Source organism: Kribbella sp. NBC_00382 (assembly GCF_036067295.1).
In the GTDB taxonomy this organism is placed as follows: domain Bacteria; phylum Actinomycetota; class Actinomycetes; order Propionibacteriales; family Kribbellaceae; genus Kribbella.
Map to the genome: position 1 here is coordinate 6591761 of NZ_CP107954.1, position 15852 is coordinate 6607612.

12 protein-coding genes are annotated in these 15852 nt (G+C 68.4%); 6 read left to right on the forward strand and 6 right to left on the reverse strand.

The features are described 5' to 3' along the window. Positions 1 to 141 precede the first annotated feature (141 nt). Positions 142 to 813, forward strand: coding sequence for a hypothetical protein (locus tag OHA70_RS31305; protein ID WP_328323669.1), 672 nt, complete (start codon positions 142 to 144; stop codon positions 811 to 813). Positions 814 to 816: 3 nt separating this feature from the next. Here OHA70_RS31305 and OHA70_RS31310 read toward each other — a convergent pair whose 3' ends face one another. From OHA70_RS31310 to OHA70_RS31320, 3 genes are all read right to left on the reverse strand, one after another. Continuing rightward, positions 817 to 1446: an HNH endonuclease family protein gene (locus OHA70_RS31310; RefSeq protein WP_328323671.1), complete on the reverse strand. Its 630-nt coding sequence runs from the start codon at positions 1444 to 1446 to the stop codon at positions 817 to 819. A 118-nt stretch (positions 1447 to 1564) separates the two neighbouring features. After that, positions 1565 to 2329, reverse strand: a complete 765-nt coding sequence (locus tag OHA70_RS31315) for a YaaA family protein (RefSeq protein ID WP_328323673.1) — start codon at positions 2327 to 2329, stop codon at positions 1565 to 1567. Beyond that, positions 2329 to 3273, reverse strand: coding sequence for an aldo/keto reductase (locus OHA70_RS31320; protein ID WP_328323675.1), 945 nt, complete (start codon positions 3271 to 3273; stop codon positions 2329 to 2331). Before OHA70_RS31320 ends, OHA70_RS31315 begins: the two co-directional genes overlap by 1 nt. 58 nt (positions 3274 to 3331) lie before the next feature. Between OHA70_RS31320 and pepN the strand changes: the two genes are divergently transcribed. Both pepN and sepH read left to right on the forward strand, forming a co-directional pair. Then, positions 3332 to 5800: an aminopeptidase N gene (pepN, locus tag OHA70_RS31325; protein WP_328323677.1), complete on the forward strand. Its 2469-nt coding sequence runs from the start codon at positions 3332 to 3334 to the stop codon at positions 5798 to 5800. A 201-nt stretch (positions 5801 to 6001) separates the two neighbouring features. Further along, positions 6002 to 7402 (forward strand): septation protein SepH, encoded by a 1401-nt coding sequence (sepH, locus tag OHA70_RS31330; RefSeq protein ID WP_328323679.1) that lies wholly within the window; start codon positions 6002 to 6004, stop codon positions 7400 to 7402. A gap of 5 nt (positions 7403 to 7407) precedes the next feature. On the opposite strand, the gene OHA70_RS31335 is transcribed toward sepH, so the two are convergent. Beyond that, complete coding sequence (locus tag OHA70_RS31335) at positions 7408 to 8349, reverse strand: alpha/beta hydrolase family esterase (RefSeq protein ID WP_328323682.1); 942 nt, start codon at positions 8347 to 8349, stop codon at positions 7408 to 7410. A gap of 246 nt (positions 8350 to 8595) precedes the next feature. Between OHA70_RS31335 and OHA70_RS31340 the strand changes: the two genes are divergently transcribed. Continuing rightward, on the forward strand, positions 8596 to 9006 hold the full coding sequence (locus OHA70_RS31340) for a hypothetical protein (protein ID WP_328323684.1): 411 nt from the start codon (positions 8596 to 8598) through the stop codon (positions 9004 to 9006). Between the two features lie 6 nt (positions 9007 to 9012). Here OHA70_RS31340 and OHA70_RS31345 read toward each other — a convergent pair whose 3' ends face one another. Together OHA70_RS31345 and OHA70_RS31350 are read right to left on the reverse strand one after the other, a co-directional pair. Beyond that, entirely contained in the window at positions 9013 to 9474 is a 462-nt protein-coding gene (locus tag OHA70_RS31345) for a GNAT family N-acetyltransferase (RefSeq protein ID WP_328323686.1), read from the reverse strand. Beyond that, entirely contained in the window at positions 9471 to 10736 is a 1266-nt protein-coding gene (locus OHA70_RS31350) for an erythromycin esterase family protein (RefSeq protein WP_328323688.1), read from the reverse strand. The genes OHA70_RS31345 and OHA70_RS31350 overlap by 4 nt, the downstream gene beginning before the upstream one ends. Before the next feature lie 110 nt (positions 10737 to 10846). On the opposite strand from OHA70_RS31350, the gene OHA70_RS31355 reads away from it, so the two are divergent. Together OHA70_RS31355 and OHA70_RS31360 are read left to right on the forward strand one after the other, a co-directional pair. Then, a complete protein-coding gene (locus OHA70_RS31355) occupies positions 10847 to 14713 on the forward strand; it encodes a discoidin domain-containing protein (protein WP_328323690.1) in 3867 nt (1288 codons plus the stop codon). A gap of 32 nt (positions 14714 to 14745) precedes the next feature. Next, entirely contained in the window at positions 14746 to 15840 is a 1095-nt protein-coding gene (locus OHA70_RS31360) for a Gfo/Idh/MocA family protein (protein ID WP_328323692.1), read from the forward strand. The last annotated feature ends 12 nt before the right edge of the window (positions 15841 to 15852 follow it).

Here is a 15852-nt window from a genome sequence, read left to right on the forward strand (position 1 = left end):
GAACCGTCACGGTGTGCTCGTCAATGGTTGACCAGGAGTAGCCGAAAACGGTGGAATGTGACGATCGGAGCAAAACGCTCGCGCTGATGTCCGGGCTGAGTGAGGATGGGCGCCGCCCTTGCGCAATCGTCAGGAGGTCGTGTGCCCGAAACCGTCGAGGTTGATCCATCGGACGAGTCGGAGAACCTGGTCGAGGTGATCGTCGGGCAGCAGGCGATCGCCGACCGGTTCGCCCAGCTGCTGAACGAGACGCAGGAACGGCTCCTGGTACTGGACCGGCCGCCCTACGCGGCGGAGACCGAGAAGTCGGACAGCCGGGTGCGCGGACTGCTCCGCGAGGGGGTCAAGGTCCGCGGGATCTACTCCCCCGACTCCCTCGACGTACCGGGCGGGGTCGACGAGGCGTACAGCGCGGCCGACGCCGGTGAGACGTCGCGGGTGCATCCGCAGGTACCGATGAAGCTGGCCGTGTTCGACAACACGGCCGCGCTGCTGTCGTTGTCCGTCGGCCAGCTCGTCGACAGCGCGCTCGTCGTCCATCCCTGCGCCCTGCTCGACGCGTTGATCGAGATGTTCTCGCTGTTGTGGGAGCAGGCGGTACCGGTGGTGCCGGCCAAATTGGATCCGCTCGACGCGCGGCTGATGACGCTGCTCGCAGCCGGGTTCAAGGACGACGCGATCGCGCGGCACCTCTCGCTGAGCAGCCGCACGGTCGGCCGCCGGGTAGCAGACCTGATGGAGACGCTCGGCTCCCGGACACGCTTCCAGGCCGGCGTCCATGCCCAGCGACGCCGGCTACTGGAAGGTGCCTGAGCTTTAGCAGGCGCTGAGCATCTGCTGCAGGGCGGTCTTCTCGGCCGACTGCAGCGACAAGCCGTAGGTGTACTTCACCCAGATCCACTCACGCGCGTAGATGCAGTGCACCGAGGCGTTGGTCGGCTGCCACGACGCCGGGTCGCTGTCACCCTTCGAGCGGTTGCTCGACGCCGAGACCGCGATCAGCTGCGCGATCGTCAGGTTGTTGGCGAACTCCTCGCGTCTGGCAGTGGTCCAGGTGCTCGCGCCGGACTTCCAGGCCTCGGCCAGCGGCACGATGTGGTCGATGTCCACCCCCGAGGAGGTGGTGACGTACGTGGCGTCGTACACGCTGTACCACTTGCCGGCCGTCGGTTGGCAGCTGCTGTCGACGGTGACGCCGGTGCCGTCCCGCTTGAGCACCATCTCCCGGGTGTCGCAGGTCCCCGAGACGGTGTGCCAGTGGGGGAACTTGTCCCGGCTGTAGCCGGTCGTGCTGCCTTCCGCCTTCACGGTCAGCGAGTTGAGCTGGGTCTGCGCCGTACTGGCCGCGGGCGGGGTCGGTGGATAGGCGAGTGCTGGTTGGGTACCGACGATCCAGGCTGTCGTCGCAGCGACAACGCTGATCGAGCATGCGAGTAGACGACGCATCTTCAGGCCTCCGAGGTTGGGCGGTGACTTCTTCGGCCCCCCTGACGAACTGCGCTGCCTCAACCTTCCCCGCCGGTACGTAAGGGAAAACTACTTACCGGTTAATGCCTGATGACGGTTAGTCGTGCTCCACCACGGTCAGTGTCCACGCGGGACCGGTCCGGTCGAGCTCGGCGTTCCATCGGTCGGAGATCAGCTTGTGCAGGGCCTTCGGCGTACCGGGGTCCTTGCCCGACTCCAGCAGATGACGAGCGACCAGGCCGCGAGTGTGCTTCGCGTTGTGCGAGACGACCGAGCGGACTCCCCCGCGCTCCCGCACGACGGAGACCGACACCCACTTGGCCGCCTGCTCACCGACCGGCCTCCACGCGGCGGCGTACGTCGACGAACGGCAGTCGACGATCACCGAGTTGCCCGCGACCGCCTCGAGCGTCGCGGCCAGCGGATCACGCCACACCGTCGCGAGCGGCCCGAGCCCCGGCAGCGTCGTACCCATCGACAGCCGGTACGCCGGTACGCGGTCGGCCATCCGCAGCGCACCCCACGCCGCCGACATCACCAGCAACCGGGTGTTGGCCCGCCGCTTGGTGCCCGGCGACAACGTCGAGTAGCCCAGAGCGTCGTACAGGACCCCCGAGTACAGCTCGGACACCGGCACCGACGGCTCGGAACGCCACCGGGTGTTCCGCTCGACCTCGTTGGTCAACGAGGCCCCGACATTCAGTACGCCGTACGCGTCCGGCGTCGAACTCACCTTGGCCAGCGACTCCAGCACGGTCTCGCGGACGCCGTTGAGCTCAGGGAACGACAGCGAGGGCAGGTCGACCGCGTTGCCGCGCGAGCGGCCGGACTTGCCCTCGGACGGAGGAAGCAGGATGAGCATCAGGTCAGCTCGTCCAGGGTCGCCAGGTCCTCGAAGGTCGGCTCCCACAGGCCGGCCGCGACGTTCTGCTCGATCTGCTCGGGCTTGGTGGCTCCGGCGATCACCGAGGACACGGTCGGCTGCGCCGCGAGCCCACCGATGGCGACGTCCAGCAGCGTGAGGTCGCGCTCGGCAGCGAACGTCTCGAGCGCCTCGATCTTGTCGAAGTCGGCGCGCGCCAGCCGCTCGGGCATCTTCGCCAAGCGGGTGCCTTCCGGAGCTTCCTGACCGCGCTTGTACTTGCCCGTCAGCAGGCCCGAGGCGAGCGGGAAGAACGGCAGCACGCCGATGCCGAGGTGCTCGCAGGCCGGGATCAGCTCGTCCTCGACCTCGCGCTCGAGCAGGTTGTACCGGTTCTGCGCGCTGATGAAGTGCTGCGAACTGTTCGTCCGGGCGGCCCAGTCCGCGTCGACCACCTGCCAGCCGGCGAACTGCGAGCTGCCCAGGTACCGAACCTTGCCCTCGGCAACCAGCTCGGAGAGCGCCGCCAGCGTCTCCTCGATCGGGGTGACCTCGTCCGGCACGTGCAGCTGGTAGAGGTCGATCCAGTCCGTGCCCAGCCGGCGCAGGCTCGCCTCGACCGCCTTGCGGATGTAGCGGCGGGAACCGCGCACACCCCAGTCCGGCCCGTTCTCGCCCTTCATGTCGCCGCCGAACTTGGTGGCGATGACGACATCGTCGCGACGCGCGCCGAGTGCCTTGCCGAGGATCTCCTCGCTCGACCCCTGCTCGCCGCGGTACACGTCGGCGGTGTCGAACAGGGTGATCCCCGCGTCCAGCGCGGCCCCGACCACAGCGCCGGCCTGGTCGGCGTCGATCCGGCCGCCGAAGTTGTTGCAGCCCAGGCCGACCACGCTCACGGTGAGGCCTGAGTCACCCAGCTGGCGATACTCCATCTCGGTCATGAGTGAACTGTATCGAGGCCACTGCCGGACGCTGGGATGACCGCATAGAGTGCACGGCATGCCGAGTCTCACCGTCGCCGGCGCCCGTACCCGGGCCGCCGCGCTCTCCGTTCATTCGTACGACGTCGACCTCGACCTCACCCAGGGCGAGCGGACGTTCGGATCGATCACCAGGATCGTCTTCTCGGCCGCCGAGCAGTCGAGCTGGGTCGACGTCAAACCCGACGAGCTGCTCGCGGTCACGCTGAACGGGACGCCCGTCGACGTGGCCGGCCTGGCCGACGGCCGGCTGGCGCTGACCGGGCTGCGCGCGGAGAACGAGCTCGTCGTGGTGGCGCGGATGCTGTACTCCAACGACGGCGAGGGCCTGCACCGCAGCGTCGACGCGGCCGACGGGCTGACCTACCTCTACGCGATGTCGTTCCTGGACGCCGCTCCGCGGTTCTTCGCCTGTTTCGACCAGCCGGACCTCAAGGCGCCGTACCGGCTGAAGGTGACCGCGCCGCCGGAGTGGATCGTGCTCGGCAACGGCGCCGCGACCCAGGTGTCGCCGGGCCGGTGGGAGCTGGCGGAGACCAAGCCGCTGTCGACGTACTTCGTGACGCTGGTCGCCGGTCCGTACCACCAGATCCTCGGTGAGCACGACGGCATCCCACTCGGGCTGGTCTCCCGGCAGTCGCTGGCCGAGGCGCTCGACCGGGAGGCCGAGGACCTGTTCGAGGTGACCGGTCAGGCCTTCGACGAGTTCCACCGGCTGTTCGGGTACCGCTACCCGTTCGGCGAGTACCACCAGGCGTTCGTGCCCGAGTTCAACGCCGGCGCGATGGAGAACCCTGGGTGCGTGACGTTTCGCGACCAGATGGTGTTCCGGTCCGTGGTGACCGAGGGCGAGCGCAGCAACCGGGCCCGGACCGTCGTCCACGAGATGGCGCACCAGTGGTTCGGCGACACGGTGACGATGCAGTGGTGGAACGACCTGTGGCTGAACGAGTCGTTCGCGGAGTACATGGCCCACCGGGTGTCGACCGCCGCGACGCGGTACACGGACAACTGGATCGACTTCGCGTTCATCCGCAAGTGGTGGGGCCAGCAGGCCGACCAGCGGGCGTCGACCCACCCGGTCGCCGCCGACGCGGTCAAGGACGCGCTCGCCTCGCTCGACGACTTCGACGGCATCTCGTACGCCAAGGGCGCGGCGGTGCTGAAGCAGCTCAACGCCTACCTCGGCGACGAGGTCTTCCTGAACGGCGTCAAGGCGCACATCAACGCGAACGAGTTCGGCAACGCGACCTTCGCCGACCTGGTCGCGAAGTGGACCGAGGCCGGCGCGGTCGGCCTGGAGGCGTGGGCGCAGAACTGGCTCCGGACGCCGGGCATGGACACGATCACCGCCGAGCGCACGGCCACCGGCATCAAGCTGCACCGCAAGGCGCCGGCCGCGCACCCCGCTGACCGGCCGCATCAGCTGACCATCGGCGGGTACGACGAGAACGGCCGCGGCATCTCCGTACCGGTCCTGCTCGACGCCGACGAGGTCGAGGTCGAGCTGGACCCGGCGATCGCGGTCGTCGTGCCCGACGCGGCCGACGACACTTGGGCGAAGATCCGGTTCGACGCGCAGAGCCTTGGCAAGCTGTCGGCGGTGATGCCGAAGATCGAGGACGGCGTGACCCGCGCGGTCATCCTGAACAGCCTCCGCGACTCGACCGCCGACGCCGAGCTCGACCCGCGGCTCGGCTTCGACGTCGTGCTCGCCGCGCTGCCGGCCGAGACCAACGACATCGCGTTCAGCACGATGGCCAACTGGGCGAACGCGATGCTCGGCCGGTACCTCCCGGTCGAGCCGTACCGCGCGCGGCTGGCGGCGGTACTGACCGAGCGCCTTCAGTCCGTACCGTCCGGGAGCAGCCTGCAACTCGCCGTCGCGCGTCGCGTGGTCGCGGTCACCGACGACGTCGAGCTGCTCACTGGGTGGCTCGCGGGCACCGGCGTACCGGAGGGGCTGGCCGTCGACGCCGACCTGCGCTGGGTGATCACCCTGCAGCTGGCCAGGCTCGGAGCTGTCGACGACGCCGGGATCGACGCCGAACTGGCGCGCGATGCGTCGTCGGAAGGAATCGTGCACGCGACCCGGTGCCGCGCCGCCCTGCCGACGGCCGAGGCGAAGGAACGGGCCTGGGCGCAGATCAGCACCGACGCGGAGATCGCCAACTACGAGCTGTACGCCGCGTGCGAGGGGTTCTGGCACAACTCCCAGACCGAGCTCACGGCGCCGTACGTCGACCGGTACTTCGCGGAGATCGCGGGCACCGAGAAGCTGCGGTCAGGCTGGGTGGTGGCCCAGACCGCGACGCTGGCGTTCCCGGTCTATGCGATCGACGAACGGGTCACTGGGCTGGCTGCCGGGCTGGTCGCCGACGAGGACGTCCCGGCCGGAATCCGGCGGGCCGTCGGAGATCGTCACGACGACCTGCTGCGCACGCTCGCGGTGCGCGCGGCGTACCCGCTGGACCGGCCGGTGAACTGATCGGTTTCCGTCACCTCGGTGTCGTGATCACTCGCCGTTGTGACTAGTGTGACTGATGTGACGACAAGGACCCTCCTGAGCAGGCAGAATGGGGTTTTGTGACGCAACCTCCACACTGATCGGCGGGCACGGCGCGCCGGTCTTGGTCGAGGCGCAGGTATCGGGAGAGACTGTTCAGAACCGCACAGGAGAACATAGGCAATGCGCGAGGCGAGGCTCGTCGGTCTGAGCCAGGATGGCAAGCAGCTCATCCTGGCGCTGGCAGAGACGGGTGAGGAGTTCGCCGTCCCGGTCGACGACCGGTTGCGTGCGGCCCTGCGCGGCGACCGTGCCCGACTCGGCCAGCTGGAGATTCAAATGGAGAGCGCGCTCCGCCCACGAGACATCCAGGCCAGGATCCGGGCCGGCGAGAGTCCCGAGGCGGTCGCTGCCGTCGCGCAGATGCCGATGGAGCGGGTGATGGCGTTCGCCGGTCCCGTCCTCGCCGAGCGCGATCACGTCGCGAGCCTTGCCCAGCGCGCGTCCGTCCGCCGTCGGGGTGGCGGCGACGCCCCGACCCGCAACCTCGGCGCCTGGGTGACCGAGCGGCTGCGCATCCGTGGCGTCGACCCGGCCTCGGCCGAGTGGGACGCCTGGCGCCGCGACGACGGCCGCTGGGCCGTTCGGGTCTCGTACTTCGCGGAGGAGAGCGACGAGAAGGTCGCCATGTTCGCCTACGACGCGCCGGGGCGGTACGCCGTGCCGGACGACGACGAGGCCCGCTGGCTGGTCGGTGAGCAGGCGCAGGTGATCGCGCCGCAGCCGACGTCGGAGCGCAGGCTCACCGCGGTCGCCGACTTCGATCTGAGTCTCGCGCCTGATCACGGTGCGGACAGCTACGAGGCCGGCTTCGAGGACACGATCAGCTTGCCTCGCGGTCGCGCGGCGCAGGCGGATCGCGACGCGAACCGGGACACGGGTCGTGGGTTCGGGCGCGACCCGGAGTACGGGACCGCTCGGGACGTCGAGCGTGGGCCGCGGCGGGTGCACTCGGTGCCGAGCCCGGACGAAGAGCCGACGCTCATCGACGTACCGATCGAACCACCGCCGACTCTGCGCCCAGCCGTCCGCGCCGTCGAGCGCCCCGCCCAACTGCCGGTCGAGGCACCCCCGCACTCTCCGCCGGAAGAGCGAGCCGCCGCCCCCGACAACCGCTTCACCGAACGCCGCATGCCCCCGCCGGAGTCTCGTCGGCCTGAGCAGCTCCAGCCTCAGCAGAGGCCGGAGCCACGGCAGCAGGAGACCCGCAGGCCAGAGCCGCCCGCGGTAGAGCAGGCACGGCAGGAGCCCCCTCGGCCTGCTGACCCGCGCCCTGCCGACGTACGACCGAAGCCGGCTGACCCGCGGCCGACTACACCGCAGCCGGCTGCTCCTAAGCCTGCTGATCCTCGGCGGTCGGCGGAGCCTGTTGCTGGGCAGACGCCCGCGGCTGCTGAGGCGACGGCTGCCGAGCCGGCCGCTGAAGCTGCGCCGGAAGAGAAGAAGAAGCCGGCCAAGCGTGCGTCCAAGCGGGCGAGCGTGCCGAGCTGGGACGAGATCATGTTCGGCAAGAAGGCCGACTGATCGGCTCAGGGTTTCGGATGGGCGAGCAGAAAGTCGAGTGCGGCATCCGGAAACGCGGTGGAGATCGTGGGTGCGTGGACGCCGCCGGGCATCGTCCACAACTCGACCACCGCACCGTGGCCGCAACCGGACCAGGTCTCGATGGTGGCCTCCGACCGATCACCTGCCACCGAGAGGTCGGCGTCGACGTCGACGCGTTTCGGGCTCTTCGACCCGGCCGGACCGCAGCCGTCGTATCTCGCCCAGGTCTTCACCGTCTCTAGGGCGCCCGGATAGGCGGCAGCCCCGGAGATGCTCCCGCCGCTGAACGCGATGACCTTGTCGGCCGTCGCATGGATCTCGACGACCGAGACCTCCTCCGACGGATGACAATCGGCGTCGTGGGCGAACGTCGCCGCCGCCAGGCTGATGATCGCCGCGACGACTTCGGCGTGGTCGCACGCCATCCGATAGGTCATGAACCCGCCATTGGAATGGCCGATCAGGAAGATCCGTTGCGGGTCCACCGCTCCGTGTGCCTTGATGGCTGCCACGACACCGAGGAGGTACCCGGAATCGTCGACACCGCTCTGGTCGAAGCCACAGCAGGCGTCGGTCGCGTTCCAGTACTGGCTGCCCGTACTGTCCGTCGTCCCGTCGGGATAGGCGGTGATCATGCCGCGCCGTTCGGCCGCATCGCGGAGCCGGAAATAGGCCTCGTGCTCACGACCTGACGAACCGTAGCCGTGGAGCACGATGAGCAACGGGGCTGGGCGGCCCGGGTCGAACGACCGCGGGACATGCACAGTGACCGGGCGGTCGCCACCGACCACGAAATCCTGGCCGGCCGCGAGCGTCGAACTACTCGAGCCGCCGGACCCGGACGGCGACGGAGCGTCCGAGGGCGATCCGGTCGAACATCCCGTCATCAGCACCGCACAGACCACCGCAACGAGTCGCCGTTTCATTCAGCTGACCTTCTCCCGTCGCCGCAGCCTTGCCGTAGATCCAAGGTAGACCTTCCCGGCGCGGACAGGTGTCTCAGATGACGGGCGGTGTTTGGCAGGGCGGGCGCGGGTCTGCCATGATCTTGCGCATGCGAATCTCGCTGTGTTGTAGCTGTTGTTGTCGCTGACGCGCGCCGTCTGAGGCGCACGAGGCCCTGCCCTGTTCCCAGGCCCGCCCGCCGACACCAGCCACACAGGATTCCTGCGATGAACCTTTCCGCTTTGTCCGATCTCCTTGCCGCCCGCGGTCTGCGGCTACTGCCCGGCTCGCACGCGGTGCCGGTCGAATTGCTCGTTCAGTTGCCTGATGCAACGATCGCGCGGTTCACCGCCCGCGGTACGACGCTGCGACTGCGGCACTACTCCCCCGACGCGCTGCGGTCGATCGTGATCGCCGCCGAGTGCGGCTGCGGCGACCACCACCCGCAGACCGGCCCCGATCGGGTGACGCTGAGCGCCTTCGCGCAGCCGCTGTCCGAGCACATCCTGGACGGCGAGCTGGTGTTCGGCTGGACCGGCTACGAGGCCGGAAGCCTCCGCCTGCCCGACGCACTCCCCCACTTCTTCACCCTGCTGCCGCTGCTGGCACCCAGCCGCACCCTCGTCAGTGTTGCCTGAGCCTGGCTACAGCGTCTTCTCGAACCAGTGGTCCTGGAACTTGCCGGGTGAGGTTGTGGGCGGCGGGATCTCGCTGAAGCCGGCCGAGGCATAGAAGGCGCGCGCCTCGACGAGGTCGTCCCGCGTGTCCAGGAAGAGCCGCGGCAGGTTCTGGGAGCGGGCCCAGTCCTCCGCAGCAGCGAGAAGTGCGCGGCCTCCGCCGCTGCGGCGGTGACTCGGGTGGACGTAGAAGCGGGTCAGCTCACCGGTCGGATAGACGCCGAGATGGCCGGCTGCGACGCCGGCGGCGCGGAGTACCAGGAAGACGCCGAGGCCGGTGGTCGGGTACTCGGCGAGGGTGAGGTCGATCTCGGCCTCGGTGGTGGGACGGTCGAAGTACCGGACGGTGAGCTCGGCGAAGTAGTCGCGGAGCAGGGCATTGACGTCCGCACGCTCTGGATCCTCGCCATCGACCGCCCACACAGTCATTGCGCTGGTACTACCTCGGGCAGCGGGACAGAAGGTGTAGAGGTGGCGACGTAGATCAAGCCGTCGTACTCCCGGGTCAGCAGCGTCGGAGCGAACTGCATCCGGTACGTCCAGCGCTGCACGTACGCGCCGAAGCTCCGGAACATCTGCGGCTCCGCCAGCCACCGCTTCACCGGCTCAGGTGCATCCTCCGCGCCGCGCAGGTTGAGCCAGTGATCGCCTGGAGTCGCCGCCGCCAGCTGACCCTCGAGCGCATTGAAACCACCGCGATCGATGCTGTTGGCAACGACCGGGCCATCCATCGGACCCGGCCACGGGCCAGGGCGCAGCCGGCGAGCGCGAAACGCACCGGAGCCGAAGAGCAAAGCCAACGCGTAGTACTCCGAACCGAACCGCTCCCGCAGGTGCTGCCCCATCGGCCGCAACTCGGCAGACTGCCTGCTCGCCGCGAGATGACCGTTGTGCGCCCACACCGCGATCCGCCGCGTCGGATCCTCGTCGGCCAGCCGCCCGATCGCCTCTGCCATATAAGCATCGCGGACGGCGAACAACGTCTCCGTCGGATCGTTGTGCTCCTTCGCCCGGCTCACCAGATCGCCGGCCCGCTCGAGGATCCGCGCATGCCTCAGCACATCCGCGTCAGCGCCCTTGGCCTCAAGGAACGGAATCAGCTGCTGAGCCTCGCGCACGACCACCTGGTCCTTGTCCGGTACCGACCCCGGCTGCGCCTCGGCCAGATACCCGAAGCCCTCCTCGAACGCCGCGAGCCGATCAGGCACCGACTCGGCCAGAAAGTCCCGTACCGCCGCCACTGACGCCGAGCACCGTTGCGGGTCGATCCCCGCGAAGCCGATCTGCTCAGCAGCCGGCCGACCGGAGTTGTAGGTCCGCATCCACTCGACGAGCGCGACGACTTCCTCCGTCTGCCAGGTCCAGAAACCGAGCCCTGCAACTGCAGTCGCCGCATCGCCTACGCCGTCCCGCACATACGCATCGACGGCCGGCGCGGCCGATTCGCTCGCCTCCATCGCCAGCACCGAGTAACCGAGCTCAGTGACCAGGTACTCGAACAGCCGGTGCTTCAGCTGGAAGAACTCGCGCGTGCCATGGGTGGCCTCCCCCAGCCCGAGCACCTTTACGTCGCCCAGCGCCTCGCCCAGTGGAGCTAGATCGTCGGCCGGGGATCCCGCAACCAGGCTCGTCAGCGGGCGCGCAGTACCGGACAGCCACTGCTGGATCTCGGCGGAGCTTTCGTTGGGCACGGGAAAAGCCTATCCAGCCCGCCTGAGTGATGGACCCTTGAATAAGTAACACGCATGGTTTAACTTACACGCACCCTTACTCCTGGGCCCGCCACCTGGAGGTTCCCGTCATGTCTTCTCGACGCCTGCTAGCGGGTCTGTTGCCCGCTTTACTGCTGGGCGGAGCGCTCATCGCGACTCCGGCACACGCGGCAACCATGTACCCGAGCGGTGTCGGCGCTGACCTCGGCGCCACCCCGACCACACTCGGCGTGAAGCCGTCCGCCGGTGCGGATCCGGCCGGTCTGCGCACCGGTACCGAGCAAGGCCGCACCTTCTGGCGCACCAACCAGGCCGCCGACACCAGCTACTTCACCTTCGACGTCGACGCCGACTACGTCAGCGAGCTGAACACCGACGACGTCGTGGTCACCGTGACCTACCTCGACAGCGGCACGGGCACTCTGCAGCTGCAGTACGACGCGGCCGCCGACCCGGCAGCGCACGCCGACGACGTCCAGCTGAAGAACACCGGTACCTGGCAGACCGGCACCTTCGCGCTCAATGACATCGAGTTCGCCAACCGCCTCGGTGGCGGTGACCTGCGGTTGCAGGGCAGCGAGGACATCGCCGTCGCGGGCCTGCGGATCAGTACTGCGGGAGCCACGGTCGACCTCGGCGCGTCGCCGGCCCAGAACGGCATCACCCCGCGGCCTGGTGACCGCGGGGAGAACCTGATCACCGGCGTGCAGGACGGCCGGTCGTACTGGCAAACCGACCGGACGGCGCCGTCGCCGGGCATGAACTTCTTCTACATGAACGTGTCCGACACGTACCTCTACGACAACCGCAACCTGGTGCTGGTCAGCATCGACTACTTCGACGAGGGCAACGGGGAGTTCGGGCTGCACTACGACTCCCCTGGCACGACGATCCCGGAGATGTTCAAGAACTCGCCAGTCGTCACCTACGGCAACACCAAGACCTGGAAGACCTACACGTTCGCGCTGACCGACGCCGTGATGACCAACCGGTCCAACGGATCGGACTTCCGGATCCACACCGGCGACGGCGCGGTCGACCTCAAGGTCGCGGCGGTCCGGGTCGCGAAGGTGGCCTCTGTCCTCGATGTCACCGAAGGGCTTAACGACCTGATCGACGAGGCGGCCCGGGTGCAGAAGGCCGCGCGCGAAGGGTCGCGCGACGGCCAGTTCCCGGTCGGCAGCCGGGCGGGCTTCCTGCAGGCGATCAACGACGCCCGTACGGTCGCGACGACGCCCGGCGTGAGCGACGTACAGGTGAAGGCAGCGCTGCAGACCTTGCAGGCGAAGCTCGATGACTTCAACGCCTCGATCGTCGACACCAACTTCGCGTCATCCGGTACTGCGAGCGTCAGCAGCGGCGCCAACCCGGCGAACGCCAACGATGGCAACCACCAGACGACCTGGACGAGCGGTCCCGGCGACTCCTGGCTGCAGGTCGATCTCGAGGCCAAGCGTGCAGTGAACGATGTCCGCGTCGAGTGGGGCGCGGTCTCCTCGCCCGACTACACGGTGCAGGTGTCGGACGATGGCACGACCTTCACCACGGTCGGACGGACCGGCTCCCCCGGCGCGAACCAGTTCAGCAAGACCCGCTTCGCAACCGTGACAGCGCGGTACGTCCGGGTGGCATTGACAGGTGCCGACAACTACACGGTGAAGGAACTCCAGCTGCGCGAGTCGCCGGTCGTGGTGCCGAAGCCCAAGCTGATCGACACCGACAATCCGACGGAGGACGCGGTCGTCGCCGACTTCGACGCGACTGCGTTCGGCGCGGACCGTACCGGCCGGAAGGACTCGACCAAGGCGATCCAGAACGCGATCTACGCCTGCGTCGATGCGGGTGGCGGCACGGTCTGGCTCCCCGCGGGCAAGTACCTCGTCAAGGACACCGTCGAGGTACACGCGTTCTGCACCCTGCGCGGCGACCGTCGCGATCCGGACAAGCCCGGCAACCACCACGGCGACTACGGCACCACGGTCATCGCGGATCTTGCCTCAGGCAACGATGGGCCTGCGCTGTTCCGGATCGGTGGCTCGGCCGGCGTGATCGGCGTGACCACCTACTACCCGCACCAGAGCGCGACCACGCCGGTCCCGTACGGCTACACCTTCGAGATCCCCGGCGGGGCCTGGATCGGCAACGAGAACTACATGATGTCGACCGTCTCCGACGTCACGATGCTCAACTCGTACCGTGGGATCGGGGTCAGTACCTTCCCCAACGACCACGGCAACGCGCCGAGCTCCGGCCAGGTGCACGAGTCGACGACGATCCGGAACGTCCGCGGAACCGCTCTCTTCGAAGGCGCGCGCGCCTACAACGGTGCTGACGTCGGTACGTGGGAGAACGTGACCTTCAGCAACGCGTACTGGGCGGCGGCCAGCGACTTCAACCCGCCAGCGCGGGCAACGCTCGACGCCTGGACCCGGGCCAACGGGACCGGTCTGGTGCTCGGTGACCTCGAGTGGGATCAGTTCCACAAGATCACGCTCTCCGACTACAAGGTCGGGATCCATGTCGTCGCCGGGCAGCGGGCGCAGTTCACCGGGAGCTTCCTGCAGCCAGACGTCCAGCGCACCGGGACGGCGCTCAAGGTGGACGTGATGGACGACCGCTGGGGTCTCACTCTGGCCGGTGGCCGGATGGAGGGCGACCAGGCGATCCAGAACGACTCGCATGGCTATGTGAAGGTCACCGGCACCACACTGACCGGGACCGTCGCGGGCATCGTGCACCGGATGGCCGGCGCTGCTCCGGTCTACACGCAGAAGGCACTTCCCGGCCCGGCCGAGGATGTCCTGTACGTCGCGGACGCACCGCATGGCGTCGGCTATCTCCCGGCCGCGGACGCGACCAGCGCCGTACAGGCGACGCTGGACAAGGCCGGTCGAGCTGGTGGCGGGATCGTTTATCTGCCTGCTGGCTGGTATCGGATCAGCACTCACCTGACGGTTCCGGCGAAGGTAGAGCTGCGTGGTGCCTCGGCTGTTCCGAACCGCGACCAAGGTGGAGCGAGTGGCGGTACGGTTCTGCAGGCCTTTGAGGGGCGCAACACTGCTGCCCCGGATACCGCGACAGCACTCGTGACGCTGGGCAAGAAGTCTGGTTTGCGCGGGCTGCGGGTCTTCTATCCGGAGCAGAACCCGGGCAAGGCCGAGGGAGTCGTTCCTTACCCGTACGCCGTGCGCGGCAACGGCGCCTCGACGTACGTCATCAACGCAGGCTTCCCCAACGCGTGGAACGGCGTCGACTTCACCACCTTCCGCAACGACGGATTCGTCGTCCGCAAGATCGCCGGCGCCTTCTTCGACCACGCGATCGCCGTCGGCCGCAGTACCGGCGGGCGGATCGAGGGCGTGCTGTCCAACGGCAACGCGGTCACCCGGATCGGGTACCAGCAGCCGAACTGGATGAACGAGGGCGCCATCTTCGAGCTGGTGATCGACAAGTACATGCGCAAGACAGCCAAGATCGTCACCGTCGACGGCGCCAGCGGGCTGACCCTGTTCAATGTGTTCGCCTACGGGTTCCATGACGGGCTGGTCGTCAACGACGGCCAGGTGGACGCGTTCAACCTGGGCACCGACAACCTCGGTGAGGGCGGCTTCACGGTGAAGGTCGTCAAGGGCGACGTCGAGGCGACCAACCTGGCTCGCTACAACGGCTCGACCAGTACCGGGCCGGTGACGCTGCACAACGTGATGGTGATCAATGTCGTCCAGCGGCACGTCTCGGTCGCAGCGGCCGGGAACGGGACGGTGGCGATCGCGGGCAACGAGTCGGAACCGGGAACGTACGAAGTCGGCGCGCAGGTGACCGTGACAGCCACGGCTGCGTCGGATAGCGTTTTCCAGAACTGGACCGTGGGCGGCGCGGTGGTCTCCACCGACGCGTCGTACAGCCTCGCCGTGACCGCGGACCAGGTACTGACAGCGAACTTCACAGCTGAGTAGCTTTGCTGTGTAGCTCTCAAAGAAGGGACGAGATGTCTGACTCGACGAACAACCAGCAGGTCGCCATCGTGGGCTGCGGCATCATCGGCCGTACCCACGCCGACACCATCGCGGCTCGACCGGATGCCTCGGTCACCGCATTGGTCGACGGAGACACGGCCGCCGCCGAAGCACTGGCTGCTCGGCTGAAGGAAGCCGGGCAGCCGGAGCCGAAGGTGTACGGCGATCTCGGTGCGGCCTTGTCGGGTTCGGACATCTCGCTCGTCGCGATCTGCACGCCGAGCGGCACCCACGCCGCGCTCGCCGAGCAGGCGCTCAACGAGAAGAAGCACGTCGTCATCGAGAAGCCGCTCGACGTCGACCTCCCCCGGGCCCGCCGCCTCGGCGCGGCGGCCACCCGGGCCGCCAACCACGGCGTCGTCTCGTCGGTGATCAGCCAGCACCGGTTCGACCCGGGCAGCGCCCAGGTCTCCGAGGCGATCAAGGCCGGCCGCTTCGGCCAGCTCACCTCAGCCGTCGCGACGGTCGCCTGGTGGCGGAGCGACGAGTACTACGCCTCCGCCGGCTGGCGCGGTACCTGGGCCCAGGACGGCGGCGGCGCCCTCATGAACCAAGGCGTCCACACCGTCGACCTCCTCCTATGGTTCATGGGCCGGCCCGTCAACATCCAGGCTCAAGCCCTCCGTGCGGCCCACCACGAAATCGAGGTCGAGGACACCGTCGTCGCGACCTTGACCTTCGAGAACGGCTCGGTCGCCACCCTCCATGCCACCACCGCCGCCTTCCCCGGCGGCCGCACCCGCGTCTCCGTCCACGGCACCGAGGGCGGCGCCGAGCTCGAGGACGACCAGCTCCGGCGCCTCAATGTGGACGGTTCGCCAGACGATCAACCGCTCGACGCCGACCGCCCAGCCGGGCACGTGGCCCAGTACGAAGACATCCTCACCGCCATCGGCAACGGCGAGCAGCCCGGTATCACCGTCCACGACGCGATCGACGCGCTGGCCACGGTCCGCGCGGTCTACATCGCCTCCACCCTGCAACGCCCGGTCAAGTTCGTCGACGTCCTCGAAGGGCGCTACGACGACGTCGACGTCAGCCGCGGAATCCGGCTGCCGCCGGCCTGACTGTCACACTTT

Bases quoted from the DNA above. Each gene is read 5' to 3' on its own strand.
- OHA70_RS31320 (WP_328323675.1), bottom strand. From the start codon at position 3,273: ATGACCGAGATGGAGTATCGCCAGCTGGGTGACTCAGGCCTCACCGTG.
- pepN (WP_328323677.1), top strand. From the start codon at position 3,332: ATGCCGAGTCTCACCGTCGCCGGCGCCCGTACCCGGGCCGCCGCGCTC.
- OHA70_RS31360 (WP_328323692.1), top strand. From the start codon at position 14,746: ATGTCTGACTCGACGAACAACCAGCAGGTCGCCATCGTGGGCTGCGGC.
- OHA70_RS31315 (WP_328323673.1), bottom strand. From the start codon at position 2,329: ATGCTCATCCTGCTTCCTCCGTCCGAGGGCAAGTCCGGCCGCTCGCGC.
- OHA70_RS31335 (WP_328323682.1), bottom strand. From the start codon at position 8,349: ATGAAACGGCGACTCGTTGCGGTGGTCTGTGCGGTGCTGATGACGGGA.
- sepH (WP_328323679.1), top strand. From the start codon at position 6,002: ATGCGCGAGGCGAGGCTCGTCGGTCTGAGCCAGGATGGCAAGCAGCTC.
- OHA70_RS31355 (WP_328323690.1), top strand. From the start codon at position 10,847: ATGTCTTCTCGACGCCTGCTAGCGGGTCTGTTGCCCGCTTTACTGCTG.
- OHA70_RS31340 (WP_328323684.1), top strand. From the start codon at position 8,596: ATGAACCTTTCCGCTTTGTCCGATCTCCTTGCCGCCCGCGGTCTGCGG.
- OHA70_RS31345 (WP_328323686.1), bottom strand. From the start codon at position 9,474: ATGACTGTGTGGGCGGTCGATGGCGAGGATCCAGAGCGTGCGGACGTC.
- OHA70_RS31310 (WP_328323671.1), bottom strand. From the start codon at position 1,446: ATGCGTCGTCTACTCGCATGCTCGATCAGCGTTGTCGCTGCGACGACA.